At 60.7% G+C, this 23,747-nt stretch carries 29 protein-coding genes; 12 read left to right on the forward strand and 17 right to left on the reverse strand.

Annotated features, from left to right (window positions below):
* Positions 1–495 precede the first annotated feature (495 nt).
* The 10 genes from GIW28_RS15455 to ccmA form a co-directional block, all read right to left on the reverse strand.
* The gene (locus GIW28_RS15455) at positions 496–888 is read right to left on the reverse strand and encodes a hypothetical protein (RefSeq protein WP_138451785.1); all 393 of its coding nucleotides are present in this window, start codon (positions 886–888) and stop codon (positions 496–498) included.
* Positions 889–903: 15 nt separating this feature from the next.
* Positions 904–2,088, reverse strand: coding sequence for a c-type cytochrome biogenesis protein CcmI (gene ccmI / locus GIW28_RS15460; RefSeq protein WP_017136201.1), 1,185 nt, complete (start codon positions 2,086–2,088; stop codon positions 904–906).
* Entirely contained in the window at positions 2,081–2,554 is a 474-nt protein-coding gene (locus tag GIW28_RS15465; protein ID WP_017136200.1) for a cytochrome c-type biogenesis protein, read from the reverse strand. The genes ccmI and GIW28_RS15465 overlap by 8 nt, the downstream gene beginning before the upstream one ends.
* On the reverse strand, positions 2,551–3,087 hold the full coding sequence (locus GIW28_RS15470) for a DsbE family thiol:disulfide interchange protein (RefSeq protein ID WP_017136199.1): 537 nt from the start codon (positions 3,085–3,087) through the stop codon (positions 2,551–2,553). The genes GIW28_RS15465 and GIW28_RS15470 overlap by 4 nt, the downstream gene beginning before the upstream one ends.
* A complete protein-coding gene (locus GIW28_RS15475; protein WP_017136198.1) occupies positions 3,084–5,072 on the reverse strand; it encodes a heme lyase CcmF/NrfE family subunit in 1,989 nt (662 codons plus the stop codon). The genes GIW28_RS15470 and GIW28_RS15475 overlap by 4 nt, the downstream gene beginning before the upstream one ends.
* Before the next feature lie 3 nt (positions 5,073–5,075).
* The gene (gene ccmE / locus GIW28_RS15480) at positions 5,076–5,531 is read right to left on the reverse strand and encodes a cytochrome c maturation protein CcmE (RefSeq protein ID WP_017136197.1); all 456 of its coding nucleotides are present in this window, start codon (positions 5,529–5,531) and stop codon (positions 5,076–5,078) included.
* Complete coding sequence (gene ccmD, locus GIW28_RS15485; RefSeq protein ID WP_017136196.1) at positions 5,528–5,704, reverse strand: heme exporter protein CcmD; 177 nt, start codon at positions 5,702–5,704, stop codon at positions 5,528–5,530. Before ccmD ends, ccmE begins: the two co-directional genes overlap by 4 nt.
* Positions 5,701–6,456 (reverse strand): heme ABC transporter permease, encoded by a 756-nt coding sequence (locus GIW28_RS15490; RefSeq protein WP_138451783.1) that lies wholly within the window; start codon positions 6,454–6,456, stop codon positions 5,701–5,703. Before GIW28_RS15490 ends, ccmD begins: the two co-directional genes overlap by 4 nt.
* A gap of 85 nt (positions 6,457–6,541) precedes the next feature.
* A complete protein-coding gene (gene ccmB, locus GIW28_RS15495) occupies positions 6,542–7,210 on the reverse strand; it encodes a heme exporter protein CcmB (protein WP_014717701.1) in 669 nt (222 codons plus the stop codon).
* On the reverse strand, positions 7,207–7,842 hold the full coding sequence (ccmA, locus tag GIW28_RS15500) for a cytochrome c biogenesis heme-transporting ATPase CcmA (RefSeq protein WP_017136193.1): 636 nt from the start codon (positions 7,840–7,842) through the stop codon (positions 7,207–7,209). The genes ccmB and ccmA overlap by 4 nt, the downstream gene beginning before the upstream one ends.
* 200 nt (positions 7,843–8,042) lie before the next feature.
* Between ccmA and fliK the strand changes: the two genes are divergently transcribed.
* Together fliK and GIW28_RS15510 are read left to right on the forward strand one after the other, a co-directional pair.
* Entirely contained in the window at positions 8,043–9,620 is a 1,578-nt protein-coding gene (fliK, locus tag GIW28_RS15505; RefSeq protein WP_236458935.1) for a flagellar hook-length control protein FliK, read from the forward strand.
* Entirely contained in the window at positions 9,617–9,946 is a 330-nt protein-coding gene (locus GIW28_RS15510) for an EscU/YscU/HrcU family type III secretion system export apparatus switch protein (RefSeq protein WP_017136191.1), read from the forward strand. The genes fliK and GIW28_RS15510 overlap by 4 nt, the downstream gene beginning before the upstream one ends.
* Positions 9,947–10,064: 118 nt before the next feature.
* Here GIW28_RS15510 and GIW28_RS15515 read toward each other — a convergent pair whose 3' ends face one another.
* A complete protein-coding gene (locus GIW28_RS15515; protein WP_170039029.1) occupies positions 10,065–11,252 on the reverse strand; it encodes a molybdopterin molybdotransferase MoeA in 1,188 nt (395 codons plus the stop codon).
* A 22-nt stretch (positions 11,253–11,274) separates the two neighbouring features.
* Entirely contained in the window at positions 11,275–11,814 is a 540-nt protein-coding gene (gene moaB, locus GIW28_RS15520) for a molybdenum cofactor biosynthesis protein B (RefSeq protein WP_017136189.1), read from the reverse strand.
* 76 nt (positions 11,815–11,890) lie between these two features.
* Between moaB and mobA the strand changes: the two genes are divergently transcribed.
* On the forward strand, positions 11,891–12,493 hold the full coding sequence (mobA, locus tag GIW28_RS15525) for a molybdenum cofactor guanylyltransferase MobA (RefSeq protein ID WP_099549058.1): 603 nt from the start codon (positions 11,891–11,893) through the stop codon (positions 12,491–12,493).
* A gap of 79 nt (positions 12,494–12,572) precedes the next feature.
* On the forward strand, positions 12,573–12,794 hold the full coding sequence (locus tag GIW28_RS15530; RefSeq protein WP_017136187.1) for a YgdI/YgdR family lipoprotein: 222 nt from the start codon (positions 12,573–12,575) through the stop codon (positions 12,792–12,794).
* A 56-nt stretch (positions 12,795–12,850) separates the two neighbouring features.
* Here the strand turns inward: GIW28_RS15530 and GIW28_RS15535 are convergent, their stop codons facing one another.
* The 3 genes from GIW28_RS15535 to GIW28_RS15545 form a co-directional block, all read right to left on the reverse strand.
* Positions 12,851–13,741, reverse strand: a complete 891-nt coding sequence (locus GIW28_RS15535; protein WP_099549059.1) for a pseudouridine synthase — start codon at positions 13,739–13,741, stop codon at positions 12,851–12,853.
* Between the two features lie 71 nt (positions 13,742–13,812).
* Complete coding sequence (locus tag GIW28_RS15540) at positions 13,813–14,148, reverse strand: hypothetical protein (RefSeq protein WP_003189932.1); 336 nt, start codon at positions 14,146–14,148, stop codon at positions 13,813–13,815.
* Between the two features lie 118 nt (positions 14,149–14,266).
* Positions 14,267–15,178 (reverse strand): LysR family transcriptional regulator, encoded by a 912-nt coding sequence (locus GIW28_RS15545; RefSeq protein ID WP_099549060.1) that lies wholly within the window; start codon positions 15,176–15,178, stop codon positions 14,267–14,269.
* Between the two features lie 165 nt (positions 15,179–15,343).
* Here GIW28_RS15545 and lysA point away from each other — a divergent pair, with 165 nt between their 5' ends.
* The gene (lysA, locus tag GIW28_RS15550) at positions 15,344–16,666 is read left to right on the forward strand and encodes a diaminopimelate decarboxylase (RefSeq protein ID WP_236447145.1); all 1,323 of its coding nucleotides are present in this window, start codon (positions 15,344–15,346) and stop codon (positions 16,664–16,666) included.
* Positions 16,667–16,715: 49 nt separating this feature from the next.
* Here lysA and GIW28_RS15555 read toward each other — a convergent pair whose 3' ends face one another.
* Positions 16,716–16,952, reverse strand: coding sequence for a glutaredoxin family protein (locus tag GIW28_RS15555; RefSeq protein WP_236447146.1), 237 nt, complete (start codon positions 16,950–16,952; stop codon positions 16,716–16,718).
* Positions 16,953–17,041: 89 nt separating this feature from the next.
* Positions 17,042–18,250 carry an ammonium transporter gene (locus GIW28_RS15560; protein WP_138450029.1) on the reverse strand — a complete coding sequence of 403 codons (1,209 nt, stop codon included), beginning with the start codon at positions 18,248–18,250 and terminating at the stop codon, positions 17,042–17,044.
* Positions 18,251–18,603: 353 nt separating this feature from the next.
* Here GIW28_RS15560 and GIW28_RS15565 point away from each other — a divergent pair, with 353 nt between their 5' ends.
* The 7 genes from GIW28_RS15565 (at position 18,604) to GIW28_RS15595 (ending at position 23,747) form a co-directional block, all read left to right on the forward strand.
* Positions 18,604–18,918, forward strand: coding sequence for a DUF883 family protein (locus tag GIW28_RS15565; RefSeq protein WP_017136182.1), 315 nt, complete (start codon positions 18,604–18,606; stop codon positions 18,916–18,918).
* 5 nt (positions 18,919–18,923) lie between these two features.
* Positions 18,924–19,313 carry a phage holin family protein gene (locus GIW28_RS15570; RefSeq protein ID WP_236447147.1) on the forward strand — a complete coding sequence of 130 codons (390 nt, stop codon included), beginning with the start codon at positions 18,924–18,926 and terminating at the stop codon, positions 19,311–19,313.
* Positions 19,310–19,642: a hypothetical protein gene (locus GIW28_RS15575; protein ID WP_236447148.1), complete on the forward strand. Its 333-nt coding sequence runs from the start codon at positions 19,310–19,312 to the stop codon at positions 19,640–19,642. Before GIW28_RS15570 ends, GIW28_RS15575 begins: the two co-directional genes overlap by 4 nt.
* Positions 19,643–19,735: 93 nt before the next feature.
* A complete protein-coding gene (locus tag GIW28_RS15580; protein WP_236447149.1) occupies positions 19,736–20,899 on the forward strand; it encodes an EAL domain-containing protein in 1,164 nt (387 codons plus the stop codon).
* A 71-nt stretch (positions 20,900–20,970) separates the two neighbouring features.
* Positions 20,971–22,302: a deoxyguanosinetriphosphate triphosphohydrolase gene (locus tag GIW28_RS15585; protein ID WP_138450032.1), complete on the forward strand. Its 1,332-nt coding sequence runs from the start codon at positions 20,971–20,973 to the stop codon at positions 22,300–22,302.
* Positions 22,303–22,468: 166 nt separating this feature from the next.
* Positions 22,469–22,864: a response regulator gene (locus tag GIW28_RS15590; RefSeq protein ID WP_138450038.1), complete on the forward strand. Its 396-nt coding sequence runs from the start codon at positions 22,469–22,471 to the stop codon at positions 22,862–22,864.
* A 256-nt stretch (positions 22,865–23,120) separates the two neighbouring features.
* On the forward strand, positions 23,121–23,747 hold the full coding sequence (locus GIW28_RS15595) for a response regulator transcription factor (RefSeq protein WP_017136176.1): 627 nt from the start codon (positions 23,121–23,123) through the stop codon (positions 23,745–23,747).

Below are 23,747 nucleotides of genomic sequence, written 5' to 3' on the forward strand. Positions count from 1 at the left end.
GTGTTGGGGGTGGTGGCTGGGGTGATTCACTGGCTCGGAGCGCCGCGCCGCATTCAAGAACTGGCGTAAATCTCAGATCAAATGGAGATCAAAACTGTGGGAGCGGGCTTGCCCGCGATAGCGGTGGACCAGGCAATACCTAGCCAGCAGGTGTACCGCTATCGCAGGCAAGCCAGCTCCCACAGGGGATTGCGTTTCAAGTCAGGTAATGCTCGTTCCCACGCTCTGCGTGGGAATGCCGCCTGGGACGCTCTGCGTCCCCAAGTGGGCCTGACGCAGAGCGTCACCGCATGCATTCCTTTGCTGCGCGTGGGAACGATCAAATTCGAACGATCAAAGGGGATCCACTGTGGGAGCTGGCTTGCCTGCGATAGCCGTGGGTCAGTTGGCAGATGGGTAGCTGATACACCGCTATCGCAGGCAAGCCAACTCCCACAGTGGATTGCATTTCAAGTTGAGTAATAAAAAAGGCGACCTTTCAAAGGTCGCCTTTTGTTATTGCGCGTATTGCTTGCTCAACCCCGGCGGCACGCCGTGCACATCGGTGTCTTCCCACGGCCCGTTCGGGCTGATGGAGCGGCTCCAGCCGTTGCTCCAGCGGTAGTAGGTGCGCTGGCGGTAGAAGGTGTCGGGCTGTTCGTCCAATACATACACCTGCATCTTGCCGTCCCAGTGGCTGGCGGCGCCCGGTGGAGGGGCGAAGGTCGGCGATTTGCTTGGCACAGGTTTCGGCGGCGGTGTTACCGGGCCGGAAGGCTTGGTGCTCGGTTGGGTCGACGGGCCAGACGGTGGGATGGTCGGGCCGGTGGGTGCGGGAGGCCGATGGACCGCACAAGCGCTCAGCCCCAATACCAGGCTGAGCAAGGTGATACGTGCAAATGCGGTCATAGGCGTTTCCTCGATTTACTTGTCCGGAGTGTCAATGGTCAGTTGCTGCAGCGCAGTGGTAGTGCTGGCCAAAGGTTGGCTGCGGCCGATCCACTCGCCAGTGGTCGGCTGACCGGCCCGGGATATGCGCGCAACCAGTTGGACTTCGGGGAAGTTCGACAGTTTCAACTGCGGCATCATTGCGTCCGCATCGCCCAGTTCGACGGTAACCGGCAGTTCAGCCACGGTGACACGCTTGGCCGCCAACGGTGCCGGAGGGCCATTCACGGCGCGGGCGAAGATGAACACGCTGTCGGTGGGCAGGGCTTTGGCCTTCACATCAGGTGCCAGGTCCACACGGACTTTCATCACGGTTTTTGCCGCGACGGTGCCACCGCTTTCCTTGAGCTTCTCGGCCGCGCGGTCGATACCGCCTTGCAGCGCGACACGGGAGTTGTCTTGCGCTGGCAACTGGGCCAACAGGCGGTTCCAGTAATCGATGGCTTCCTGATAACGCTGGCCTTCAAAGGCGGCGATACCCAGCAGGCCAAGGCTGGTGACTTCTTTGGGGTCGAGCTTCAAGGCTTCATCGGTCAGCGCCTGCACCTTGGGCGACCATTGTTTGTTGTCGGCAAAGTACTGCGCCTGGGCCCATTGGCCGAGCAGTTCGGGCTGGCGACCGGCGAGAGCGACGGTGCGCTCGAAGATTTTCGCGGCATCGGCGGAACGGTCCTGAGCCATGTAAGCGCGACCGAGGAAGTACAAGCCTTCCGCCGAGTCCGGCTGGGCGGCGGCGGCGCGCTCCAGGCGGCGGGTCATGTCTTGCATCGACACCGGCGGCTGGGAGAATTCGCGGGTCAGCTCGACCTTGTCGCTCGCCCCGTAATGCAGGTACAGCGCAACGCCCAGGACCGGCACGAGAAACGCCGCCAACAACGGCAGTGGTTTGCCCAGGCGCGATTCACGCGGCTTTTCCACGCCTTCGGTATCAGCCAGCAACTCACGCGCAGCCTCGGCGCGGCCGGTGTCGAGCTGGGCGGCATTCAGCACGCCTTCGTCCTGCTGCACTTGCAGCTCGGCTACGCGTTCCTGGTAGAGCGCCACGTTCAGTGCGGTGCGGTCCTCTTCACGCTGGGCACGGCGGCCGCGCAGTACAGGGATCAACAGAAAACTCAGGGCAATCAGGAGCAGCAACCCTGCTGCGAGCCAAAAATCAATCATCAGTCTTGGTGTCCAGCAATTGGTCGAGGCGTTTGCGTTCATCCGGGGAGAGCGCATCGGAACCATCAGTAGGCGCAGCGCGGCGACGGCGCACGATCACGGCCATCACCACCACGCCGGCCAGCAACAGCCCAGCGGGGCCGAACCAGAGCAACGCAGTCTTGCCGGTAAGGGCCGGTTTGTAGCGCACGAAATCACCGTAGCGGTCGACCATGAAGTCGATGATCTGCTGGTTGTCCTTGCCCTCCCCCAGCATGCGGAAAATCTCTTTGCGCAGGTCGGCGGCGATCGGGGCGTTGGAGTCGGCGATGTCCTGGTTCTGGCACTTGGGGCAGCGCAGTTCCTTGGTCAATTCGCGAAAACGCTCACGGTCACCGTCCTTCGCGAACTCGTAGGTGTCGATGGCCGCATGGGCGACGCCAACCAGTCCAAGTGCAAGAACCGCAGCGGCTAACAGACGCTTCATGGCTTGGCCTCATCGACCAGTGCCTGGTACTTGGCGGCCAGTTGCTCGCGCCAGACCACTTCGTCGATCACGCCAACATACTTGTCGCGGATCACGCCTTTGGCATCGATGAAGAAGGTTTCCGGCGCGCCGTATACACCGAGGTTGAGACCGAGGTTGCCGTCCTCATCGCGGATATCCAACTGGTAGGGGTTATGGAACTCGGCCAGCCACTTCAAGGCGGCAGCATTGTCGTCCTTGTAGTTGATGCCGTAGATCACCACGCCCTGCTCGGCCAGTTTGTTCAGTACCGGGTGTTCAACGCGGCAGGAAATGCACCAGGTGCCCCACACATTGACCAGCGCCGGTTTACCCAGCAGGTCGGCCTGGGTCAGGGTTTTGTCGCCCTGCACGGTCTTCAGGCTGAACGCAGGGAAGGGTTTACCGATCATCGCCGAGGGCAACTCGGCCGGATCGAGGTACAAGCCGCGATACAAGAACACTGCCATCACCAGAAAGGCCGCCAGCGGCAACACCATCAACCAACGCTTCATGCCGCCGCTCCTTGCAGGCCGAGGGCTTCACGCACACGGCTTTTGACCTTGACGCGATAACGCCGGTCCAGCGCGGCCAGCAACCCGCCGAAACCGGTGAGCAAACCGCCGAACCAGATCCAGCGCACAAACGGTTTGACGTGCACGCGCACCGCCCAGGCGCCGTCGCCCAGCGGCTCACCCAATGCCACATAGAGGTCACGGGTGAAACCGGCGTCGATACCCGCTTCGGTCATCATCGAGCTTTGCACGGTGTACAGGCGTTTCTCCGGGTGCAGCACCGCCACTTCCTTGCCGTTGCGCACGACACGAACAGTGCCTTTGTCGGACGTGAAGTTCGGGCCTTCGAAGTGCTTGGCGCCTTCGAAAATGAAGTGGTAACCGGCCAGGTCCATGGACTCACCCGGCGCCAGGCGCAGGTCGCGCTCAGCGCTGTTCTGGCTGGACAGCACCACGCCGAGGGCGCACACGGCGATGCCGATGTGGGCGACTTGCATGCCCCAGTAGCTGCGGGTCAACGTCGGCAAGCCTTTGATCAGGCCTTTGTGACGGGTCTTGTCGAAAATATCGCGAACGCCGGCCAGCAATACCCAGGCAGCCAGCAGGAAAGTGGCAAGCACCGCCCAATTGAAATCGCCGTAGGCGAACCCGGCGATCACTGCCAGGGCCACGCTGCCCAGCAGCACCGGCATCAGCATGCCGGCCAGCCATTTGACCGGCGTGTCTTTCCAGCGCACCAGCACACCAACGGCCATGACCACCATCAACAGGCCCATCAACGGGATAAACAACGCGTTGAAGTACGGCGGCCCGACGGACAGCTTGGCGCCGCTCAAAGCGTCCAGCACCAAGGGGTACAGGGTGCCGAGCAGGATCATCGACGCGGCCACCACCAGCACCAGGTTATTGCCCAGCAGCAGGGTTTCCCGCGACCACAGGTTAAAGCCGACCTGGCTCTTGACCACGGGTGCGCGCAACGCAAACAGGGTCAGCGAGCCACCGACTACAAACAGCAGGAAGATCAGGATGAACACGCCGCGCTCCGGGTCGGACGCAAACGCATGCACCGAGGTCAACACGCCCGAACGCACCAGGAAAGTACCCAGCAGGCTGAGGGAAAACGCGGCGATGGCCAGCAACACGGTCCAGCTTTTGAACACGCCGCGTTTTTCGGTGACGGCCAGCGAGTGAATCAGCGCGGTGCCCACCAGCCAGGGCATGAACGAGGCGTTTTCCACCGGGTCCCAGAACCACCAGCCGCCCCAGCCGAGTTCGTAGTAGGCCCACCACGAACCGAGGGTGATACCGATACCGAGGAACGCCCAGGCCACAATGGTCCATGGCCGCGACCAGCGCGCCCAGGCCGCATCGAGGCGCCCGCCGAGCAAGGCGGCGATGGCAAACGCAAAGGCCACGGAGAAACCGACGTAGCCCATGTAGAGCATCGGCGGGTGCACGATCAGGCCGATGTCTTGCAACAACGGGTTGAGGTCATGCCCATCCATCGGGATCTGCGGCAGGATGCGCGTGAACGGGTTGGAGGTCATGATCAAAAACAGCAGGAAGCCGATGCTGATCATGCCCATCACCGCCAACACGCGGGCCAGCATGACCTGCGGCAGTTGGCGCGAGAACACCGATACGGCAAAGGTCCAGCCGCCAAGGATCAAGGCCCACAGCAGCAACGAACCTTCGTGGGCGCCCCACACGGCGCTGAACTTGTAGTACCACGGCAGCGCGCTGTTGGAGTTATTGGCGACATAGGCGACGGAAAAGTCGTCGGTCATAAAGGCGTAGGTCAGGCAGCCAAACGCGAACACCAAAAAGGCAAACTGGCCCCAGGCGGCCGGCTGCGCCAGGCTCATCCACAGGCGGTCGCCGCGCCAGGCGCCGAGCAACGGCACCACGGCCTGGACGATGGCGAAGCACAGGGCGAGGATCATCGCCAACTGGCCCAGCTCCGGAATAAACAGTGCGGACGTCATGGCTTAGCCCTCCTTGGCAGGTGCTGGGGCCGATTGGCCGCTGTCTTTCAACGCCTTGGTCACTTCCGGCGGCATGTACTTCTCATCGTGCTTGGCGAGTACTTCATCGGCCACCACCACGCCGTCGGCGTTGAGCTTGCCCAGGGCGACGATGCCCTGGCCTTCACGGAACAGGTCCGGGAGGATGCCGCGATAGGTGATGGTCACGGCTTTGTTGAAGTCGGTGACCACAAAGGTCACGTCAAGGGAATCACCGGAACGCTTCAAGGAGCCCTTCTCGACCATGCCGCCGGCGCGGATGCGCGTGTCGACAGGCGCTTCGCCATTGGCGATCTGGGTCGGGGTGTAGAACAGGTTGATGTTCTGCTGCAAGGCGCTCAGGGCCAGGGTCACGGCAATGCCGACGCCGGCCATGATGGCGAGGATGATCAACAGACGCTTTCTACGCAGCGGATTCACTTATCGGTCTCCCGGCGCAAACGACGCGCCTCTTGTTGCAGGTAACGCTTGCGGGCCAGGATCGGCGCGGCAACGTTGAGGGCCAGCACTGCCAGGCAGATGCCATAGGCCGTCCAGACATACAGGCCGTGATGGCCCATGGCGAGAAATTCACTGAACGAGTTGAAGTTCATCCGCGCGCTTCCAGGCTGTTTTGCACTTCGGTCTTGACCCAACTGGTGCGGGCTTCACGCTTGAGCACTTCGAGGCGCATGCGCATCAGCAGCACGGCGCCGAAGAAGCAGTAGAACCCCAGCACCATCAGCAGCAGCGGCGCCCACATTTCCACGGGCATCGCCGGTTTTTCGGTGAGGGTGAAGGTGGCGCCCTGGTGCAGAGTGTTCCACCACTCCACCGAGTATTTGATGATCGGAATGTTGATTACGCCGACAATCGCCAGCACCGCACAGGCCTTGGCCGCGCTGTCGCGGTTGCTGATGGCATTGCCCAGGGCGATGAGGCCGAAGTACAGGAACAGCAGGATCAGCATGGAGGTCAGTCGCGCATCCCACACCCACCACGAACCCCAGGTGGGTTTGCCCCAGATCGCGCCGGTGACCAGCGCCACGGCGGTCATCCAGGCGCCGATGGGCGCGGCGCATTGCAGGGCCACGTCGGCCAGTTTCATCTTCCACACCAGCCCGACGATGCCGCACACCGCCAGCATCACATAGCAGGACTGCGCCAGCATGGCGGCGGGCACGTGGATATAGATGATGCGAAAGCTGTTGCCTTGCTGGTAGTCCGGCGGCGCGAAGGCCAGGCCCCAGACCAGGCCGATGCCGATCAGCAAAATGGCGGCGATGCTCAACCACGGCAGCAATTTGCCGCTGATGCCGTAAAACCATTTGGGCGAGCCGAGCTTGTGAAACCAGGTCCAGTTCATTACTGTTTCCATCACGGTGGCTGTGCGTCATTGCGCAAAGCTCAGGGTCTTTACTGGCCAAGGCATAACACTTGGCCAGACCTCATTATTCGCCGACGCTGATCTTCAGGCCAGCCGCTATAGCAAAGGGTGTCAGGGTTACCGCCAGGGCGGTCAGGCTGCCAAGCCACAGGAGGTAACCGGTCGCCGGCATGCCCATGAGCGCGGCCTGCAAGGCGCCGCTGCCCAGGATCAACACCGGGATGTACAAAGGCAGAATCAGCAGGGCCAGCAACAGGCCACCCCGCTTCAAACCGACGGTCAACGCTGCGCCCACCGCCCCCAACAGGCTGAGCACCGGCGTACCGAGTAACAAGGACAGGAGCAACACCGGCAGGCACTCAACGGGCAAGCCGAGCATCATCGCCAGCAGCGGCGAGAGCAATACTAGCGCCAAGCCGGAAAAAACCCAGTGTGCCAGCACCTTGGCCAGTACCAGAAGTGGCAAGGGGTGCGACGAAAGGACCCACTGCTCGAGGGAACCGTCTTCAAAATCACTGCGAAACAGCCCGTCCAGCGAGAGCAGCACCGATAAAAGCGCGGCCACCCACACCAGTCCCGGGGACAAGGTTTGCAACAGTTTAGTCTCGGGGCCGACTGCCAGCGGGAACAGCGCGATAACGATGGCGAAGAATACCAAGGGATTGGCCAATTCAGCCGGGCGACGGCACAACAGGCGGGCTTCACGGGCGACTAACAGCGCGAACACACTCATGCCGACCACCGCCCTAAATCCAGGTCGCGGTAACCGGCGGGCCTGCGCGCCAGCGTGTGGTGGGTGGTGAGCAGCACCAGGCCACCCTGTTCACAGTGCTGTGCCAGGTGTTCTTCGAGTTGGGCGACGCCCTGCTTGTCGAGGGCGGTGAAGGGTTCGTCGAGAATCCACAGCGGCGGGCCAGGCAGATACAAACGTGCCAGCCCCACGCGGCGCTGCTGGCCGGCGGACAAGGTGTGGCAAGGGACATCTTCGAAGCCTTTAAGGCCAACAGCGGCCAAGGCTTGCCAGATGGCATCGCGGGGCGCCGGATGATGCAGGGCGCTGAGCCAGCTGAGGTTTTCTTCCGGCGTGAGCACGTCCTTGATGCCGGCGGCGTGGCCGATCCAGATCAGGTTGCGCGCAAGCTCGGTGCGTTGTTCGTTGAGGGGCTTGCCGTTGAGTCGAACCTCACCGGCCGTCGGCTGCATCAACCCGGCCAGCAGGCGCAACAAACTGGTCTTGCCGCTGCCATTGGGGCCGCTGATCTGCACCATGTCGCCGCCCGCCAGCCGCAGTTCGAGGTGCTCGAACAGCAGGCGCAGGTCGCGTTCACAGGCAAGCGCTACGGCTTCTAGAAGAGGGCTGGTCAAAAGATCGCGGGCCTTTACGGTTCAAGTCGGCGGTGCAGCGGCCGTTATAGAGAAGTGCACAATAACGGCTTTGGCGACCGATTTTAGAGAGCTGGATCAAATAGTTGTGAGGTTTTTACCGCTCTCTTTGCAGACGGGCGGCATTATACATGTGATGCCCTACTCTAAAGAGGGCAATTTCCCCAGAGACGACGCGCACGATGACCGGTGAGATCAACCTTCCTACGCTGCCGCCAGCACCGACGCCCGGGCCTGCCCCGCTGCCGCCGACCGGCGAGTTGTTGAAACTGCTGGAGCCGCAGACCGGCCTGATCGACCCTGGCAAAACCGCGAACGCCGAGGTGATAGCGCTTAAACAAGGCGGCGATGCGTTTCAGCTGTTGCTCAAGTTGACCCTCGAAGGCGGCCGCCAGACATTGGTACAGGCCAGCAGCGCCCAGCCGTTGCCGCTGGGCAGCAACGTGGCGGTGAGCCAGACGCCGACCGGCAACCTGACCATCACCTTGCAGCAAGCCCTGAGCGCCAATGTGGCCGCCCTGACCCGCATCGACACCACGCAACTGCCGGTGGGCACGCTGTTGCAGGCCAAGGTGCTGACCACCCAGATGCTGCCGCAAGGCACCGCGCAACCGGCGATCTATCGCTCATTGGTCAGCGTACTCAATAACGCCCTGGCCGGCACCACGTTGAGTCTGGAAAGCCCGCAGCCGCTGCGGGTCGGCAGCTTGCTCAGTGCGGTGGTGCAGAACGCGCAGACCCTGAATTTCGTGCCGTTGAGCGGTCTCAAGGATCAACTGGCCGTGGCGCAACAGTTGTCGACCCAGCAAAGTCGCCAAGGCTCGCTGGATGTGCTGTTTACCGCGCTGCAAAGCCTGCCTGCCGATGACACCACCTCCAGCGACCTGCGCGCCGCCGCCGCGCGCTTGCTCAACGCCCTGCCCGACCTGGCGCAAGTCAGCAACCCCAAGGTGCTGGCGCAGTTGGTACAAAGTAGCGGCGTGTTTCTTGAAGCCAAACTGCTGGCCGGGCAAGACCCGCAAGTGCCACCGCTGGACATGAAAGGCAGCCTGCTGCGGCTGGTCGCCGAACTGCTGCCGGCGCTGCCCGCCGCCACTAATCTGAACGCCATCCTCGCCGCCAATACCCTGGCCCAGGTACTGCCCAACTTCGTGCGCAACCCGCTCAGCACCCTCGGCCAGATCGGCGCACGACAAGCCCCGGCGGGCTTTCCGCTGCCGGACCGGCTGATGGCCAAACTTGCAGGCGAAGGCGACCTGGAAAACCTGCTGCGCCTGGCCGCCGGGGCCATTTCCCGGCTGCAAAGCCACCAGTTATCGAGCCTGGAGCAAACCGGCACTACCGCCGATGGCCGCCTGCAAACCACTTGGCAGTTGGAAATCCCCATGCGCACCTTGCAGGACATTGTGCCGTTGCAGGTCAAGTTCCAGCGTGAAGAACCGCCGCCGGACAAGGACCAACCGGAGCGCAAGGACAAGAAAGACCCCAAGCAAATGCTCTGGCGCGTCGAGCTGGCCTTCGACATGGAGCCGCTGGGGCCGTTGCAGGTGCAGGCGCAACTGACCCAGGGCAAATTGTCCAGCCAGCTGTGGGCCTCGCGCCCGTTTACCGCCAGCCTGATCGAAAGCCATTTGGGCAGCTTGCGCGAGCGCCTGGTGACCTCGGGCATCAATGTCGGCGACCTGGACTGCCACCTCGGTACGCCGCCACGTGGGCCACGAACCGGATTGGAGCAACGCTGGGTGGATGAAACCGCATGAAAAACTCCCTTCCGCCACGCCAGGCGATTGCCCTCAAGTACGACGGCCAGCAAGCGCCGACCCTGACGGCCAAGGGCGACGATGCCCTGGCCGAAGCCATTTTGAAGTTGGCGCGGGAAAATGAAGTGCCGATCTATGAGAATGCCGAGCTGGTGAAACTGCTGGCGCGCATGGAATTGGGCGACAGCATCCCGGAGGAGCTGTACCGCACGGTGGCCGAGATTATTGCGTTTGCGTGGACGCTCAAGGGCAAATTCCCGGTGGGCTATGACCCGAATGCCGAGCCGATGGAGCGGGATGTGACTGCGCGTGGGGATGATTACTAGCTACACGCAAATCCAAATGTGGGAGCTGGCTTGCCTGCGATGGCATCAACCGGGTGTACCTGACACTCCGAGGTGTCTGCATCGCAGGCAAGCCAGCTCCCACAGTCGGTCTCTATTGTCAGTTCAGGACTTCACTCAAGGGAATGAAATTGACGCGGTCGCCAATATCGAGTGTCGTCCCCTCCAACACCTCCACAAACCCTTCGGCCCACGCCGCGCTGCGTAGCACGCCGGAGCTCTGGTTGCGGTAGATAATCGCCCGGCCCTGCTCGATACGCCCGCGCAGGTACTCGCGGCGGTTGCCCGGCTGAGGCCACACGAACCCCACCGGCACTTCGAAGCGCAGCGGCGCCACGTCCTGCACGCCTTGGCGGCGCAGCAGATAGGGCCGGGCCAGCAGCGCAAAGGTCACCAAAGTCGACGCCGGGTTGCCAGGCAGGCCAATCACCGGCACACCGCGAAAGTGCCCGAAGGTCAGCGGTTTGCCTGGTTTGATCGCAAGTTTCCACAGGGCCAGTTCGCCCTCTTCGCGCAGGGCGATGCCGAGAAAGTCCGCCTCGCCGACCGAGACACCGCCGGTGGACAGGATCAGGTCGACACTGCCCAGGCTTGCCAGGCGTGTGCGGGTCTTTTCCAGGTCATCCGGAAGAATCCCGGCATCGATCACTTCACAGCCCATGCGCACAAGCCAGCTGCACAACACACGCCGGTTGCTGTTGTAGATCTGCCCCGGCCCCAGCGGCAGGCCGGGTTCGATCAGTTCATCGCCGGTGGACAGCACGGCCACGCGTACCCGGCGCACCACACTTAAACAGTCATGCCCGAGGGAAGCAGCCAGGCCCAGCTCTATCGGGCCAAGCCGGGTGCCTGCGTTAAGCACCAACTCGCCGACCGTGGTTTCCTGGCCTTGGGGGCGGATGTTCTGGCCGGCCCGCAAGCGCTCGGTGAAGCTCACGCGGTCGTCGGCGTGGACCACGGCGTTTTCCTGCATCTGCACACAATCGGCGCCTTCGGGCACCGGCGCGCCGGTAAAGATGCGCGCGCAAGTGCCGGCCGCCAGTGGCTGCGGTGCCTGGCCGGCGAAGATGCGCTGGCTCACGGGCAGCGGCTCGCCGGTCCAGTCCGACAGGCGCAGGGCGTAACCGTCCATGGCGCTGTTGGGCCAAGGCGGCAGGTCGAGGGTGGAGACCAAATCTTGCGCCAATACGCGGCCATCACACTCGGCCAAGGGCTGCACGTCGTGCTCGCGAATCGGCGTTGCTTCAGCCATGTCCAGTAGTTGCTGCAGCGCTTGTTCCACCGGCATCAGTGCACCGGACTTGCCAGGCTTATCCACGGGATTCGCAGGGTTCGGCCTGCTTCAGGTGCGGCACAAAGTTGCACGGGCGGTGGCGGTTATCCAGTTGCTCGGCAAGGATGCCATCCCAACCGGTGCGCACCGCGTTGGTCGAACCCGGCAGGCAGCAGACCAGCGTGCCATTGGCCAGGCCGGCCAGGGCGCGTGATTGGACGGTGGAGGTGCCGATATCAGCCACGGAGATCTGGCGGAACAGTTCGCCAAAACCATCGACCTGCTTGTCCAGCAGGCAGCTGACGGCTTCGGGCGTGCTGTCGCGGCCGGTGAAGCCGGTGCCGCCGGTGATCAGCACCACTTGCACCACGTCTTCGGCGATCCAGTGGGCGACCTGGGCGCGGATTTTGTACAGGTCGTCCTTGAGCAGTACGCGCTCGGCCAGGTTGTGGCCGGCGGCGGCCAGGCGATCGACGAAGACCTGGCCGGAGGTGTCGGTGTCCAGGGTGCGGGTGTCGCTGACAGTCAGCACAGCGATATTGAGGGGTACGAAGGGCGCATCAGCCTTGGCTTTCATGGCTTGGTCCGGTTGTCGAATGAACAGCCCGATGTTATATCACAGGCCCCTATTTGCCTGCCGCTGCGGAACCACCATGTCGCTTGATTCTTCGCCCCTGCCTTGTTCGATCCTGCTGCTGGCCGGCGGCCGTGGCCAACGCATGGGCGGCCAGGACAAAGGCCTGCTGCCCTGGCACGGCCAGCCATTGGTTGCACATTTGCAGCGCCTGACCCGACCGCTGACCGATGACCTGATCATCTCGTGCAACCGCAACCATGAGCAGTACGCACCCTATGCCGACCAGTTGGTGAGCGACGACAGCCCGGACTTCCCCGGCCCGCTGGCGGGCATCCGCGCGGGCCTGGCCGCCGCGCGCCATGCGCATGTGCTGATACTGCCGTGTGACGTACCCAACATCGACGTGAGACTGTTGGCCGATTTGTGTGAGACGGCACACCGCAACCCGCAGGTGCCGGTAATGGTACGCCATGGCGAGTTCTGGGAACCCTTGATCTGCATCATCCCCACCCACCTCAAAACCCAGGTACAACAGGCATGGGACGCCGGTGAGCGCAGCCCGCGCAAGATATTCCTGCAGTTGGGCGGTGTGGGCCTGGAATGCCAAGCTGACGACCCACGCCTGGCCAATCTGAATACACCCGAGCTGTTGCACCCTGGGTCTGGCGTGTCAGAATGAACCTCGCACAAGGAACTTTGTCGACGCCATGCGCGTCACAAGGTCAGCTATTTAAAAGAATTCTCTTGGAGACAAACTCATGACTCAACGGACCATCGCCGCTCTCATGCTTGCACTGGGCCTCGCCACTCTCGCCGGTTGCGCTTCGCCTACAGTGATCACCCTGAATGACGGTCGCGAAATCCAGGCCGTCGACACCCCTAAATACGACAAGGCTTCGGGCTTCTACGAGTTCGAACAACTTGACGGCAAGCAGACCCGTATCAACAAGGATCAGGTTCGCACCGTTAAAGACCTGTAAGTCTTAAGCGTTTGCCCACAAGGCCCGCCATGTGCGGGCCTTGTCGTTTCTGGCGGTTACCAGTCGAGGGTGATGCGGCTGCGAAAATGGCGTTGTTCACCGGTCACCGGGTCAATAAAGCGCACGCCCTGGGCCAGCAGTTTGAGTGGGTTGGCGTAGTCGTCCTCGGCATCCTTGAGCACATCGGGGTAGAACGGGTCGTTGCAGATACTCGCCCCCAGCGCCGTCATGTGCACCCGCAGCTGGTGCTTCTTGCCGGTCACGGGGAACAGGCCGTAGCGCCACAGATCGCCATTTTTCTCGCGCACTTGCACCGCCGTTTCGGTGTTGCTGGCGCCCGGCCCTTCCTGCATGCGAAAGAACGGCTGGCCATCGACCAGGCGACTTTTATGCACCAGCGGGAAGGTCAGGTCGGGTAAGGCCGGGGCAATGGCTTCGTAGAATTTATCGATGCGCCGTGTGGGAAACAGCTGTTGATACGCCGACCGGGTTTGCGGGTTGGCCGAGAACAGCACCAGCCCCGCCGTGTGCCGATCAATGCGATGCAGGGGCACCAGCGCGGGGTTATCCAGGCGACGAATCAGGCGGCGCAACAGGGTTTGTTCGACGTATTCGCCGGCCGGGGTCACCGGCAGAAAGTGTGGTTTGTCGGCCACCACCAAGTGCTCATCGGCATACAGGATGCTTTCCTGAACCGGGATCACCTTCTCATTCGGCACTTCGCGAAAATAATAAATGCACAGGCCTTCCTTGTAGGCGAGGTCCAGGCTGATTGGCAGGCCATTGATGTCCAAGACGCGGCCACGGGCGACGCGGTCCAGCCAGTGTTCACGGCTGATCGCCGGAAAGTGCTCGCACAGGCAATCGAGCACTGTCGCCCACGGGCCGGGTGGCAGATACAAGGTGCTGGCTTGATGCTGGGACGCAGAGAAAGCGGATGTGGACATGCAATGCTCGAAACCTGGATAAACCGGCAGGCATTATCCCGCATGGAACGCGATTGGGCCTAGGTCGGATCTCAGGCCTTGGCCAATTGCGCTCGCAACACCGGCGAGGCGCTGGCCGCCTCGGTAAATTCCTTGAGCCAGCGCAACACGTCCACCGCTTCCCAGCGGCCGGGATCGTAGAGCGCGTACAACAAGCCCTGGTAACCCACCACGTCCAACTGCTTGTGGTAACCGGCGCGCTGGAACAACGCCTCGATCTCGGCAAAGCAGGTATTGAAATGCACTTTGTTAAACGGCGTCTTGCCTTCCGTGACCAGGCCGTCGAGGCGCAGCTCATTCACCGCATCGCGCACGACGTCGGCGGACATGCGATTGACGCTGCTTTTCAGTTGTTCAACATTCACCACGGGCGTTCCCTCTATTCAATCGCTGTACAAACATACAGTAACTTAATATTCGGAAACTCGCCATCGCGAAAACGCGCCTGTGCAATCAAGACCACCCGTGCGCGACCAGTGGGCCTGCTCAGAGGTTCTGCAACTGAGCACTTATGCGCTGACAATGGCTGCGCAGCACATCCACAAAGTGAATGACGCTGGACGATTCAGGGCGGTGCAACGGCCGCACGACACTCACACAGTAAGAAATCGAATGGGAAAAACGCCGGATCTGCAAACCTCTGCCTACATAGTCCAGAGCGGTGAGCGGATTGACGATTGCTACGCCCACACCCAGGTTTACGGTCGCACACACAGCGCTGGCGTTATGCGTTTCGACCACCAGCCGTCTCTCAATGCCCGCCTGCTGAAAGATCGCGTCGGTTTTGATCCTGTAGGGGTCATCCGCCGCAAGGTAAACAAAGTTTTGCCCATTGAAGTCCTCTGGCGTGAGGACTGCTTTTGCATTAAGCACATGATGAGAAGGCAATACACACACCACATCAAGGTTTAACAAGGTTTCGCTGTGGGTTCCAGGTGGTGTCTCAAGGGTTTCAGTCAGCCCCAAATGATAACGCTGAGCCGTCAGTGACTCTTCCAGGGCGGGAGATTCCTGCGGCGTGACATTGATGCTGACACCCGGGAATTTAATACAAAAATCCTGGCAGACCTGTGGCAGCAAGGCATTCGAAAACGCAGGCTGGCAGGTCAGCGAAATTTGCCCATGGCGAAAGTGCCGGATGGCCTCAGCGGCGTTCTTGACGCGAGCCAGGCCCACATAGCTGCGCTGAACTTCATCGAAGAGCATCAGGCCATGCTCGGTGGGAATCAGTTTCGCGCCCGCGCGTTTGAACAAGGTCAACTGAGTCAAAGTTTCAAAACGACTCAGCTCGCGGCTGATAGTGGGCTGCGAGGTATGCAGCAATGCCGCGGCAGCGGTCGCACTGCCGGTGGTCATGACCGCCCAGAACACTTCCACATGGCGAAAACTGAAATTCATGAGCACACCCACGCGTTGAATTGAAGGGGGCGAACCATATCAGAAATGAATAGATGGCCATCATTTTGATATTTTTCTTTATTTTTTCGCCATGCACACTTGCATCGTCTGCGCCGAGAAAGTTGTCAGTGCGTTTAGTCGGAGTCATCCAATCGAGGTAGGAAGATGGACCATTTTAATTTTATCAACGGCCATTTACATGTAGAGCAAGTGGATGTAAGTGCCATTGTCGAACAGCACGGCAGCCCTGTTTATCTCTATTCAGCACAGACGCTGAAAAATCACTATGCCGTACTACAAAACGCATTTTCTGCACTGGCGCCTTTGATTTGCTTCTCGGTTAAAAGCTGCAGCAATCTCAGCGTCCTCAAGCTCTTGGTCGACCAAGGATCCGGCCTCGATGTGGTCAGTGGCGGTGAACTGTACCGGGCACTGATGGCAGGCGTGACCGCAGACAAGATAGTGTTCGCGGGTGTCGGCAAGTCCCAAGAAGAAATCAGCTATGCCGTTGACGTGGGCGTATTCCTTTTCAATGTGGAGTCCGAGGCAGAGCTGCTGCGCCTGGATGCGGTAGCGTCGGCGGCCGGCAAGCGTGTAAAGGTGGCCATTCGGGTCAATCCGGATGTGGTGGATGCCGGTACCCATGAGAAAACGGCCACTGGCGGCCGCCAGACGAAATTTGGCATACCGATTGAACGCGCCTATGAACTGTTTGCCCCAAAGCGTTACGCGAGCGTCGATGTCGTTGGCATCCATATACATCTCGGGTCCCCGATCCCATCGGCCCACACCTACTTGTCTGCCATCGACAAGATTGAAGAAATGGTCAACCGGCTTCAGGCCGCTGACTGCCCGATTGAGTTCATCAATATCGGCGGTGGGTTTCCAGCGCAATACGGCAACGAAAGCAATCCCGTCTGTTCACTGACTGAAACGGGAGCGCATATTTGTGAGCGTCTGCAAGAACTGAAACGTCGTGGTCTGCGCTTCATCATTGAGCCGGGCCGTTCGATCAGCGCGAACGCGGGCGTTTTACTCACCACGGTCGAGTACATCAAACAAGGCTGGGATCGCAAGATTGCGATTGTTGATGCGGGTATGAACGTCCTGCTGCGCCCCACTTTATACGGCGCGAATCACGTCATCTGGCCAACCCGATTTGGCGACTTTTCCGGCCATTGGACGGCGTTGAGCGAGAGCGTCCGTGAGGCGGGAGCCGCGCCTCTGGAAGAGGTCGACATTGTTGGCCCCATTTGTGAAACCGGCGATCACTTCGCATTAGGCCGGCCCTTGCCCGTACTGGAGGACGCAAGCTTGTTGGCGATTTTCTCATGTGGTGCTTATGGGATGAGCATGGCCAGCCAATACAACTCCCGAGGCCGCCCACCAGAAGTGCTGGTGGAGGGAGCACACGCCAAATTGATACGGCGGCGCGAAACCCACGATGACTTGATCGCGCATGAGCGCTGCGGTCTGGAGAACACTTAAAACGCTTGAACAGCCAAAGCCTGGTGGTCGGCAAGCCACCGGGCTCGCGCTATTTAAGGAAGTTGACCACCTGTTCGGCCTCGAATGGCCAATCCAGCTCCGCGCCTGTATCGGCGCGCCGAAGCACCGGGATGCGCAGCCCGTAAACTTCAGTGAGGTCATAGGGGTCAGTGATATCCACCAACTCCACCAGCAACCCGCCCTCGACGAGCGGCATGATTTCGGCTTCAGCAAGCTCACAGAGATGGCAACCCAGGGTGCCGAACAACTGGCATTCAGGAAGCATGGCGAATGGACCCGATCAAAAACAGGCAACCATTCTAAGCCCACCCACCTGACTGTGGCGAGCGGGCCAGCCTGTTGCCAGACAGTCGATCAATCCTGGCTGACCGCACCAATTTTGTGAATCGACAGATCCGCGCCGTAATACTCCTGCTCCTGACTCAGACGCAGCCCGTGCACGCGCTTGATCACGCCGTATACCAGCAAGCCGCCGCCCAATGCCACGGCCACGCCCAGCGCGGTGCCGATCAACTGGCTGATCAGGCTGACGCCGCCCAGGCCACCGAATGCGGTCTGGCCAAAGATCCCGCAGGCAATGCCGCCCCACACACCACACAGGCCATGCAGCGGCCATACGCCCAGCACGTCGTCGATCTTCCAGCGATCCTGGGCGGCGATAAAGCACCACACGAACAGCCCACCCGCGACCACGCCCGTGACCAGCGCGCCCACCGGGTGCATCAGGTCGGAGCCGGCGCAAATCGCCACCAGCCCTGCCAGCGGGCCGTTGTGCAGGAAGCCAGGGTCATTGCGGCCGATCACCAAGGCTGCGACCGTACCGCCGACCATCGCCATCAGTGAGTTGACGGCGACAAGGCCGCTGACGCCGTTGAGGGTTTGCGCGCTCATCACGTTAAAGCCGAACCAGCCGACGATCAGAATCCACGAACCCAACGCCAGGAACGGAATGCTCGAAGGCGCAAACGCGACCAGCCGCCCTTCCCTGTAGCGCCCGTTGCGCGGGCCCAACAGCAGCACCGCCGCCAGCGCCAGCCAGCCGCCCATGGCGTGCACCACCACGGAGCCGGCAAAGTCATGGAAGCTGGCGCCAAAGCGCGCGAGCAACCAGGCTTGCAGGCCAAAATTGCCGTTCCACACCATGCCTTCGAAAAACGGGTAGATAAACGCCACGATCAGCGCGGTGGCACACAGCTGCGGGGCGAACTTGGCGCGTTCGGCAATGCCGCCGGAAATGATCGCCGGGATCGCTGCCGCGAAGGTCAACAGAAAGAAGAACTTCACCAGGCCATAGCCGTGATCGGCGCTGATCACCGCCGCCGGCTGCATAAAGCTCACGCCATAGGAGATCCAATAGCCTATAAAGAAATAAGCCAGGGTCGAGATGGCGAAGTCACTGAGGATTTTCGACAGGGCGTTGACCTGGTTTTTCTGGCGCACGGTGCCGACTTCGAGGAACGCGAAGCCGGCGTGCATGGCCAGGACCATGACCGCACCGATCAGGATAAACAGGGTATTGGAGCTGTGGACGAGGGTGTCCACTGCGCTTTGCAAATTTTCCATGGAGGTTGGCAGGCCTGCATTCAAGGCAAAAAGCACCAAAGCGGTTCAAGCCAGGGTTGCGCGCACTAAATTGGCACCACCGGCACCGCCCCTCTTGAGAGGGCGTGAACCGCTTTAGCGCAGCGATCAACACAATGGGCCGTTGCCGACAGGGTTTTTCCGCGAGTTTGTGTGATTTAGGGTAAGGTTTTTCCAGGCATCGGCCTCGATCCGCCCCGACTCGGCGCAAGCCCCAGGGCCTGCGCACCAAGGCAAAGCAAAAGCTGTACCAGACAATTGAAGTGAACCTTCACCGAAACCGGTGACTCGAAACCACACGTACCAAACCAGATCAGCCAATCACGGAGATACCCATGGCCAGAAGAACTGCAAAGACTGCTCAAGAAATACTGATGGCGGATTTCCAAACCCTGGTCAGTGACACCGAAAAGTTGCTCGACGACACCGCCGTGCTGGCCGGTGACCAGGCCGATGAGCTGCGCAGCAAGATTCACGAGAGCCTGCTCAAAGCCCGTGAAACCCTGCAACTGACCGAAGATTCCCTGCGTGAACGCGGCCAGGCGGCGGTCACGGCCACCGAAGATTACGTGCAGGCCAACCCTTGGCAGTCTGTAGGCATTGCCGCCGGCGTGGGCTTTTTGATCGGTCTGCTGGCTACAAGGCGCTAACTATCATGTCTATCGGCGAAACCGGCTCGTCCACGGGCACCAGTTCCACTTCACGACGCCTGGGCGCAGCCGTTCTGGGCTTGCTGCACAGCCACGTCGAATTATTTGGCATCGAGTTGCAGGAACAGAAGGCCCGCACCGTGAGCCTGCTGCTGTTTGCAGGCTTGGCGCTGGTGTTTGCGCTGTTATTGCTGGTGGGGTTGTCGACGTTGGTGATGATTCTGGTGTGGGACACCGGCTATCGTCTCACCGGGATTATCTGCCTTTGCGTGTTCTACAGCCTGGCCGCGGCCTTCTGCGGGGTGCGCTTGAAAGCGGCGGTGTTCGATGAGTCCACGCCCTTCCACGCCACCCTTGAAGAGTTGGCCAATGATCGGGAGCGGATGCTGCCATGAGCATGATTGAAATCCCGCAAAACACCTCGCGCCGGGAAATGCGCAAGGCGTTGATTCGCCTGCGCATGGAAATGCATCGCCAGGAGATCCGTCACGAGTCCCAGCAACTGATGGCGCCGTTGAACAAAATGCGCGACATGCGCCACAACTGGCAAGACAGCCTGGGCATCAAGCACGCGCCGCTGTGGGGCGTGGCGGCGGTGACCCTGATGGGCTTTTTCACCGGCAAGGGCGCCAAGGGCGGCGGCATCAGCAGCCTGACGCGCCTGGTGCGGCTGGGTGCCGGTTTGATCCCGCTGATCAAATTGGCCATGCAGCGTAAAGGCTGAAGCTGGCTGGCTGCATTCTTGCAAACAGAATCGGCCCGGCCCTCGTCACTGAGGGCCGGGCCTTTTTTTCGCCAGCTCTCTTAAGGAGGCCCCGTGATCGACGGGCAACCGCTCGCCTGTTTCCAGCCATTCATCGACACCGCCACCGGGCGCATTGCCGGCGTCGAGGCCCTGGGCCGCTTGCGTCAGGCCGATGGTCACTTGCAGTCGGTAGGCCCGCTGTTTGCCGACCCACGCACACCGGGTGTGGCCCTGCGCCGTCTGGACCGGCAGATCCGCGAGAATGCCTTGAGCCGCCTGCATGAAGCCCCCGCCGACTGGTTTCTGAGCCTGAACATCTCACCGCGCTGGATCAACCGCCTGCGCCCTGGCCAAGCCTTGCCCAGCCTGAAACAAGTGCAGGCGCACAATGTCGATCCGCGGCGCATTGTGTTTGAAATCACCGAGCTGGGCGGCGACATCCAGCGCCTGGCCGAGGTGGTCGCACGCTATCGCGACGCTGGCGCACGCATCGCCATCGATGACTTCGGTGCCGGCTATTCGCAACTCGACCGCGTACTGGCGCTGCAGCCGGATATTCTCAAGCTCGACATGCGCCTGTTCCAGGAAGCCGCCAAAGGCGGGCCGAGCAGTGACGTGGTGCGGGCACTGGCGCAAATGGCCGAAAAAACCGGCTGCTGGATCATCGCCGAGGGCGTGGAAACCGAGGCGCAACTGAGTTTTGCCCTGGAGTGCGGCGCACGTTATGTGCAGGGCTATCTGTTTGCCCAGGCCCAACTGGACTGGTTTGCGGCCGATGCGTTCGTCGCGCGCTTTGCCCAACTGCGCGGGGTTTACGTGCAACACAAACTCGCCGAGCGTGGCCGTGTGATGCAGTTGCGCGTGCAATTGGCCGAGCTGATGAACATCCTGCAAAGCTGGGCACAGGCCCGCGCGCCGCTCGATCAACTGCCCCAATTGCCGGACTTCCCGTGGCTGCTGCGCTTTTACCAGTGCGACCGCCATGGCACCCAACTGACGCCCAACTTCGAGTGGCGCCAGGATGCCTGGCAAGCCGACAGCCGCTACCTGGGCCACAACTGGTCATGGCGGCCGTATTTCTATTACTTGCTCGCTGAAGGCTGGGAGGAGCGGCGCCTGACGCTGTCGTCGACCTACCGCGATGCCACCACCAACCAGTACTGCCTCACCGCCGGACAATTCTTCGATAACGGTCAGCGCTTGCTGTTAATCGATATCGATGCGGCGGGCCTGTAGATTTTTGCTTGCCGATGCCGCGCTGAACCGGGAAGCTGGGAGGGTCATTCACCGCACGGAGAGTAACCGCCTTGGATTGGCCCACCCTGCTTACCCGCGAACGTCTTGGAAAACCCCTGCACAGCCCGGAAGAACTCGGCCGTAGCCCGTTCCACAAAGACCACGATCGGATTATTTTCTCCGGCGCGTTCCGCCGCCTGGGCCGCAAGACTCAAGTGCACCCGGTGTCCAGTAACGACCATATCCATACACGTCTGACCCACTCCCTGGAAGTCAGCTGCGTCGGCCGCTCCCTTGGCATGCGTGTCGGCGAAACCTTGCGCAGCGCCCTGCCCGACTGGTGCGAGCCAAGCGACCTGGGCATGGTGGTGCAATCGGCTTGCCTGGCCCATGACATCGGCAACCCGCCGTTCGGTCACTCGGGTGAAGATGCTATTCGCCATTGGTTCCAACAGGCAGCCGGACGCGGCTGGCTGGATGACATGAGCACGGCCGAGCGCAATGACTTCCTCAATTTCGAAGGTAACGCCCAAGGTTTCCGGGTGCTCACCCAGCTGGAATACCATCAGTTCGACGGCGGCACACGCCTGACCTACGCCACCCTCGGCACCTACCTGAAGTACCCCTGGACCGCCCGTCACGCGGATTCGTTGGGCTACAAGAAGCATAAGTTCGGTTGTTATCAGAGCGAGTTGCCGATCCTTGAACAGATCGCCCACAAGCTCGGCCTGCCCCAGCTGGAAGAGCAACGCTGGGCCCGTCACCCGCTGGTCTACCTGATGGAGGCGGCCGATGATATCTGCTACGCCTTGATCGACCTCGAAGACGGCCTGGAAATGGAGCTGCTCGAATATGCCGAAGTCGAGTCGCTGCTGCTCGATCTGGTGGGTGATGATTTGCCCCAGACCTACCGGCAACTGGGCCCGCAGGATTCACGCCGGCGCAAGCTGGCGATCCTGCGCGGCAAGGCCATCGAGCACCTGACCAATGCGGCGGCACGCGCCTTCGTCGAGCAGCAGGACGCATTGCTCGCCGGCACGCTGCCAGGCGACCTGGTGGAACACATGCACGGCCCGGCCAAGCGCTGTGTACTGGACGCCAAGGACATGGCGCGCAAAAAAATCTTCCAGGACAAACGCAAGACCCTGCACGAGATCGGCGCCTACACCACCCTGGAAATCCTGTTGAACGCGTTTTGCGGTGCCGCCCTGGAGCAGCATGGCGGGCGTACGCCGTCGTTCAAGAACCGACGCATCCTTGACTTGCTGGGCAACAGCGCGCCGAACCCAGCCTGGTCGCTGCACGCTTCGTTTCTGCGCATGATCGACTTTATCGCCGGCATGACCGACAGCTACGCCACCGAAATGGCACGGGAGATGACCGGGCGTTCAAGCCCACAGTAAAACCTTAGGTTATGCCGCCTGCGTCCCGTACAGACTTTACCTACGACGGGAACAGAGCGGCCTGATCGAATTCGCACATCGGCTCGAGGAATAATCGCGCACGCTTCTTGCGAACCTGACACGCAATTCCTACGTCACGCCCCTCTGACTGAGCCATGTGCCTTCTATGCCCATACCCCGTCTTCGAATCCTATTGGTGGAGGATCATCCCTTTCAACTCCTGGCCACGCAGTGCCTGCTCAAAAGCTTCGGTTTCGAACAACTGACCCTTGCGGAAAATGCCGAGCAGGCGATCCGCTCGATGTCTTGCGCCACCCGCCCCTTTGACTTGATGCTGTGCGATCAATGCCTGCCTGACCTGCCTGGGCTGGAACTGGTAGACATTGCCAGCCGCCAACACTTCATCACCGGCGCAATCCTGTTGAGCGGGCTGCCCGCAACAGAGTTGTCCAACCTGACACTCCAGGCCCGGCGGCGCGGGCTGCCCCTGCTTGGTTATTTATTGAAGCCCCTGAATAAAGATGCACTGACAGAGTTGATTGAGCCACTGCTCTCGTTATAACTGTAGGACTATAAACACCGTTCACCGGTAAACAATCGCCGCAAAACCATCGCCGAATCCCTGGCACGGCTCCAAGGCTTACTGATCCAACTATTACTTACATCCGACGACGCAAAGCCTTATCGAACCGTAGGTCGTTACCTTTTATTATGTAGGAATTCTCCTGTTTTATATCTACTCCCCCCAACGCTCGTCCTCCTCCCTCTTCTTCTGAGCTAATGTGCCCGCTTTATTTGCACTTGCATGGAATATGATTATGAACACGGTTTTTATCATTGATGATCACCCGGTTATCAGGCTGGCGATTCGCATGTTGCTGGAACACGAAGGTTATAAAATCGTTGGCGAAACGGACAACGGTTGTGACGCGATACAAATGGTTCGCGAATGCCTGCCCGACCTGATCATCCTGGACATCAGTATTCCAAAACTCGACGGCCTCGAAGTGCTCTGCCGATTCAACGCGATGAACACCTCGATGAAAACCCTGATCCTGACGGCCCAGAGCCCGACGTTGTTTGCCACCCGCTGCATGCGCTCGGGCGCAGACGGCTATGTGTGCAAGGAAGGCGACCTGAGCGAACTGCTGAGTGCCATTCGTGCGGTACTGTCTGGCTACAACTACTTCCCCAGCCAGGCACTCAATTCCAATGGCGCCGACAGCAAGGACGCACTGGAACTTGAATTATTCAAGGCCGTGAACGACCGGGAACTGATGGTGCTGCAACTTTTTGCACAAGGTCGTACAAACAAAGAAATCGCCAAAGGTATGTTTCTAAGTAACAAGACAGTAAGTACCTACAAAAAAAGGCTGATGCAAAAACTTAAAGCCAAGTCCTTGGTAGAACTTATCGAGATGGCAAAACGAAACGCGCTAGTGTGA

The organism is Pseudomonas sp. PA-5-4B, assembly GCF_021606215.1.
GTDB classification, from domain to species: Bacteria; Pseudomonadota; Gammaproteobacteria; order Pseudomonadales; family Pseudomonadaceae; genus Aquipseudomonas; species Aquipseudomonas edaphica.

Excerpts from the sequence above, each read along its gene's own strand:
- fliK (WP_236458935.1), top strand. The coding sequence starts at position 8,043 with ATGACCGGTGAGATCAACCTTCCTACGCTGCCGCCAGCACCGACGCCC.
- GIW28_RS15530 (WP_017136187.1), top strand. The coding sequence starts at position 12,573 with ATGACTCAACGGACCATCGCCGCTCTCATGCTTGCACTGGGCCTCGCC.
- GIW28_RS15535 (WP_099549059.1), bottom strand. The coding sequence starts at position 13,741 with ATGTCCACATCCGCTTTCTCTGCGTCCCAGCATCAAGCCAGCACCTTG.
- GIW28_RS15510 (WP_017136191.1), top strand. The coding sequence starts at position 9,617 with ATGAAAAACTCCCTTCCGCCACGCCAGGCGATTGCCCTCAAGTACGAC.
- GIW28_RS15595 (WP_017136176.1), top strand. The coding sequence starts at position 23,121 with ATGAACACGGTTTTTATCATTGATGATCACCCGGTTATCAGGCTGGCG.
- ccmD (WP_017136196.1), bottom strand. The coding sequence starts at position 5,704 with ATGAACTTCAACTCGTTCAGTGAATTTCTCGCCATGGGCCATCACGGC.
- GIW28_RS15455 (WP_138451785.1), bottom strand. The coding sequence starts at position 888 with ATGACCGCATTTGCACGTATCACCTTGCTCAGCCTGGTATTGGGGCTG.
- lysA (WP_236447145.1), top strand. The coding sequence starts at position 15,344 with ATGGACCATTTTAATTTTATCAACGGCCATTTACATGTAGAGCAAGTG.
- ccmB (WP_014717701.1), bottom strand. The coding sequence starts at position 7,210 with ATGAGTGTGTTCGCGCTGTTAGTCGCCCGTGAAGCCCGCCTGTTGTGC.
- GIW28_RS15565 (WP_017136182.1), top strand. The coding sequence starts at position 18,604 with ATGGCCAGAAGAACTGCAAAGACTGCTCAAGAAATACTGATGGCGGAT.
- GIW28_RS15470 (WP_017136199.1), bottom strand. The coding sequence starts at position 3,087 with ATGAAGCGTTGGTTGATGGTGTTGCCGCTGGCGGCCTTTCTGGTGATG.
- GIW28_RS15555 (WP_236447146.1), bottom strand. The coding sequence starts at position 16,952 with ATGCTTCCTGAATGCCAGTTGTTCGGCACCCTGGGTTGCCATCTCTGT.
- GIW28_RS15575 (WP_236447148.1), top strand. The coding sequence starts at position 19,310 with ATGAGCATGATTGAAATCCCGCAAAACACCTCGCGCCGGGAAATGCGC.
- GIW28_RS15475 (WP_017136198.1), bottom strand. The coding sequence starts at position 5,072 with ATGACGTCCGCACTGTTTATTCCGGAGCTGGGCCAGTTGGCGATGATC.
- GIW28_RS15490 (WP_138451783.1), bottom strand. The coding sequence starts at position 6,456 with ATGAACTGGACCTGGTTTCACAAGCTCGGCTCGCCCAAATGGTTTTAC.
- mobA (WP_099549058.1), top strand. The coding sequence starts at position 11,891 with ATGTCGCTTGATTCTTCGCCCCTGCCTTGTTCGATCCTGCTGCTGGCC.
- GIW28_RS15590 (WP_138450038.1), top strand. The coding sequence starts at position 22,469 with ATGCCCATACCCCGTCTTCGAATCCTATTGGTGGAGGATCATCCCTTT.
- GIW28_RS15560 (WP_138450029.1), bottom strand. The coding sequence starts at position 18,250 with ATGGAAAATTTGCAAAGCGCAGTGGACACCCTCGTCCACAGCTCCAAT.
- GIW28_RS15570 (WP_236447147.1), top strand. The coding sequence starts at position 18,924 with ATGTCTATCGGCGAAACCGGCTCGTCCACGGGCACCAGTTCCACTTCA.
- GIW28_RS15515 (WP_170039029.1), bottom strand. The coding sequence starts at position 11,252 with ATGCCGGTGGAACAAGCGCTGCAGCAACTACTGGACATGGCTGAAGCA.
- moaB (WP_017136189.1), bottom strand. The coding sequence starts at position 11,814 with ATGAAAGCCAAGGCTGATGCGCCCTTCGTACCCCTCAATATCGCTGTG.
- GIW28_RS15465 (WP_017136200.1), bottom strand. The coding sequence starts at position 2,554 with ATGAAGCGTCTGTTAGCCGCTGCGGTTCTTGCACTTGGACTGGTTGGC.
- GIW28_RS15545 (WP_099549060.1), bottom strand. The coding sequence starts at position 15,178 with ATGAATTTCAGTTTTCGCCATGTGGAAGTGTTCTGGGCGGTCATGACC.
- ccmI (WP_017136201.1), bottom strand. The coding sequence starts at position 2,088 with ATGATTGATTTTTGGCTCGCAGCAGGGTTGCTGCTCCTGATTGCCCTG.